Raw genomic sequence first — 3,505 nt, forward strand, 5'->3', positions numbered from 1 at the left:
TAGCCGAGGGAAAGCCCTTGGCTTTCTTTTTGATGATGCCTCCCGTACTTTATGAGATATTTCAAATGGGGTTTCAATTTCTTAATTTCACAAACGATGTAGCTGGTAAAAAGGCCTTTTCCCGTAAGCTGATCAAACAGGGGGAAAGCTTTTTTTATTTGACGGGAAATTTGCGTGCTAGTATAATAAATCAAAAATCCCAATAACCGAATGATAGGAGATGGGTATGCTGTACAAAAGCACGCGTGGAGGAGTTTCCAATCTGCCTTCTATGGAAGTTATTAAGCAGGGAATCGCTAGCGATGGAGGGCTGTTTATACCCGATGGGATTCCCTGTTTATCCATGGACGACTATAGGATGTTGGCACAGGAAGATTACCGGGAAAAGGCTGTTAAAATCCTTTCGCTGTTTTTGACCGATTATTCGCAAGAAGATTTAACGAGGTGTGTGCATTCAGCTTATAACCCGGAGAAATTTGACGTACCTGATATTGCGCCTGTCGTAAAGCTTGATGATAAGCTCTATATTTTGGAGCTGTGGCATGGGCCTACCTGCGCATTTAAAGATATGGCCTTACAGCTTCTACCGCATTTGATGGTCACCGCTGTAGAACGTACTGGCGAAAAGGAATATATTGTGATACTTGTGGCCACGTCAGGGGATACCGGTAAGGCGGCGCTGGAAGGGTTTAAGGACGTTTCTGGGACCCACGTTGTGGTGTTTTATCCTAAGGAAGGGGTAAGCTCCATGCAACAGCTACAGATGATAACCCAGGAAGGCGCTAACGTCCACGTGGTGGCCGTGGAGGGGAATTTCGATAGTGCGCAGTCGGGCGTAAAGGCCATATTTGCCGATAGGCAGCTGGAACAAAAAATGCGGCAAAAGGGATACCGCTTCTCATCCGCCAATTCTATAAACTGGGGAAGGTTAGTGCCACAGATCGTATATTATGTATCAGCATGGCTTGACCTGCTTAAAGCTGGCGAAGTTTCGGAAGATGAATTTATCGATGTGATTGTGCCCACCGGCAACTTTGGCAACATTCTGGCAGCCTATTATGCAAAGAGGATGGGGGTGCCGATACACCGCCTGATCTGCGCATCCAACAGGAACAGGGTACTTGCTGACTTTATCAATACGGGCATATATGATCGCAGGAGGAAGTTTTATAAGACCGTCTCACCTTCCATGGATATTTTGATATCCAGCAACCTGGAAAGGCTGCTATTCGAGCTTGCAGATGGAGACCATGAAAGGGTAAAGGCATGGATGAGCAGCCTGCAGGTTGAAGGGAAATACAGCATAGATGCTCAGAGCCTGCATAGGCTTCAGGAGGTCTTCTGGGGAGGTTATGCAGATGATGCCCAGACCCTCCAGGCCATACGCAGTACCTACCATGAATATAGCTATGTTTTGGACCCCCATACGGCGGTGGGAAAATGGGTTTATGATGAGTACAGGAGGTGTACGGGTGATAACCACAAGGCCATACTAGCCTCAACTGCCAGCCCGTTTAAGTTTGTAGGCGATGTTTTGAAGGCCATACTGGGACAGGAGGCAGTAGATGCCCGTGACGAATTTGAATTGCTGGATATTTTAAGCCGCGTCTCGGGGTTAAAGCCTCCTTCAGCTTTAGCGGACTTGAAACACAAAAGCATAAGGCATACCATTTTATGCAGGCAGGACGAAATGAAAGATGTAGTAGTTCAACTGTTAAAGATCGATGAGGTGTAGACCATGAGGATAGCTTTGGTTCAGCTAAATCCAACTGTGGGAGACTTAAAAGGAAATGCGTTGAAGATTATACAGTTCATAGAAAAGGCCAGGGGTCTGAACTGCGATTTGGTGGTGTTCCCCGAGCTCAGCCTGATGGGCTATCCACCTCAGGGACTTCTTAAGTCGAAGGATTTTGTGCGGGATTGTCAGGCGGCATTGTATCGGGTAGCCCGGCATGTCGATGGGGTAGGGGTGTTGCTGGGCACGGCCATATCGGATGGTGAAAATGGGCTGTATAACGCCGCATTGCTGATAGAAAACCGTGAGATAGTGGGATATGCCGCCAAGTGCAGTCTTAAGGCTTTAAGCGCTTTTGATGAGGCATGCTATTTTAAACCGTTTCGTGAAACCGATACCCTGACCTTTAGAGGGCACAGATTAGCTGTGGCTGTGGGCGACGATGTATACACCTCTGAATGCAGGGATGCCGATTTGATCATTGACATTTCAGCTACTCCCTATCGTTACGGCCAGTTTAAGCAGCACAATGATATTTTGGCAGGTATTGCGAAAAAGATGGGGGTTCCCTTGGTGTATGTGAACCAGGTGGGAGGCAACGATGATCTGGTGTTTGCAGGGATAAGCAGAGTATTTGATGGACAAGGGCAATGCATAGCTCAGGCACGGCCCTTTGTTGAGGAGATGGTGTTGTTCGATTTGAATGATGTTCAGCAACCGTTACCCCCCTTACGGGAGGATATCTCATGGCTGTATAAAGCGTTGGTCGTGGGAGTGCGCGATTATTTTTCGAAGAATGGCTTTAAAAAAGCCGTATTGGGTTTGAGTGGTGGCGTTGATTCGGCTTTGGTGGCATGTATAATGGCTGAGGCCCTTGGGCAGGAAAACGTGCTTGGGGTGTATATGCCTTCTAGGTATTCTTCCGATCATAGCAAGCAAGATGCTCAAGCTCTTGCAGAAAATCTGGGCATACAGTACAGGGTCATACCTATTGAGGACATATTCAAGGAATATTTAAAGGTGTTTAATGGTTTGCCGTCGCCTGTAGGCGATGTGGCTGAAGAGAACGTACAGGCAAGGATTCGCGGCAACCTGCTTATGTTTATATCCAACCGAGAAGGGTGGGTGCTGGTATCCACCAGCAACAGGTCTGAGGCGTCGGTAGGCTATAGTACTATATACGGCGATATGTGCGGCGGCCTTGCGCCCATTGCGGATATACCTAAAACCGTCGTCTACGATATCTGCAACTATATAAACCGTAATCGAGAGGTCATCCCGCACAATACTTTGATTAAGCCGCCATCGGCCGAGTTGCGTCCTAACCAAAAGGATGAGGACTCTCTGCCGCCATATGACGTCCTGGATGCGGTGCTCAGCATGTACATAGATGATGGGTTGTCTGTCGATGAAATGGTGGACAAGGGGTACGACCGCATGCTGGTGTGTAAAATTTTGAACATGGTACAGCGCAGCGAATACAAGCGCAGGCAGGCGCCCTTGGCTATTCGAGTTTTCAGCCCTGTAGAGAAAGCCTTTAGAAATCCGGTGGTTCATGGATATCGCTGGGAATGATGTGGTGAGTATTTTATGGAAGTATATGATATGCGATGTTCCGAGCTGTTTAGGGAGGACTTCAACAAGGGGGAATTTTTTTCATTCGGGGATTTTTGTCGCAAAATATCCGATCCACCCATACGCTTTTTTGAGGATGAGCCTTAGTCCCTCTTAACGCTTGAGCAATTCCAAAGGGGAGGTAATGGAAGTTGA

Annotated in this window: 3 protein-coding genes; all 3 read left to right on the top strand. The window is 47.5% G+C overall.

What is annotated here, in order from left to right; all coding sequences use genetic code 11:
* Positions 1 to 206, top strand: a 206-nt coding sequence (locus tag FWJ59_RS08685; RefSeq protein ID WP_414481548.1) for a hypothetical protein, incomplete at its 5' end; no start/stop codon positions are given.
* A gap of 20 nt (positions 207 to 226) precedes the next feature.
* Positions 227 to 1,735: a threonine synthase gene (gene thrC / locus FWJ59_RS08690; protein WP_414481549.1), complete on the top strand. Its 1,509-nt coding sequence runs from the start codon at positions 227 to 229 to the stop codon at positions 1,733 to 1,735.
* A gap of 3 nt (positions 1,736 to 1,738) precedes the next feature.
* Positions 1,739 to 3,310 carry an NAD+ synthase gene (locus tag FWJ59_RS08695; protein WP_414481550.1) on the top strand — a complete coding sequence of 524 codons (1,572 nt, stop codon included), beginning with the start codon at positions 1,739 to 1,741 and terminating at the stop codon, positions 3,308 to 3,310.
* The last annotated feature ends 195 nt before the right edge of the window (positions 3,311 to 3,505 follow it).

This window comes from Caldicoprobacter sp. (assembly GCF_047459465.1).
Classification (GTDB): Bacteria; Bacillota; Clostridia; order Caldicoprobacterales; family Caldicoprobacteraceae; genus Caldicoprobacter.

What these genes read in the sequence shown, in the direction of transcription:
- thrC (WP_414481549.1), top strand. Translation starts at nt 227, where the DNA reads ATGCTGTACAAAAGCACGCGTGGAGGAGTTTCCAATCTGCCTTCTATG.
- FWJ59_RS08695 (WP_414481550.1), top strand. Translation starts at nt 1,739, where the DNA reads ATGAGGATAGCTTTGGTTCAGCTAAATCCAACTGTGGGAGACTTAAAA.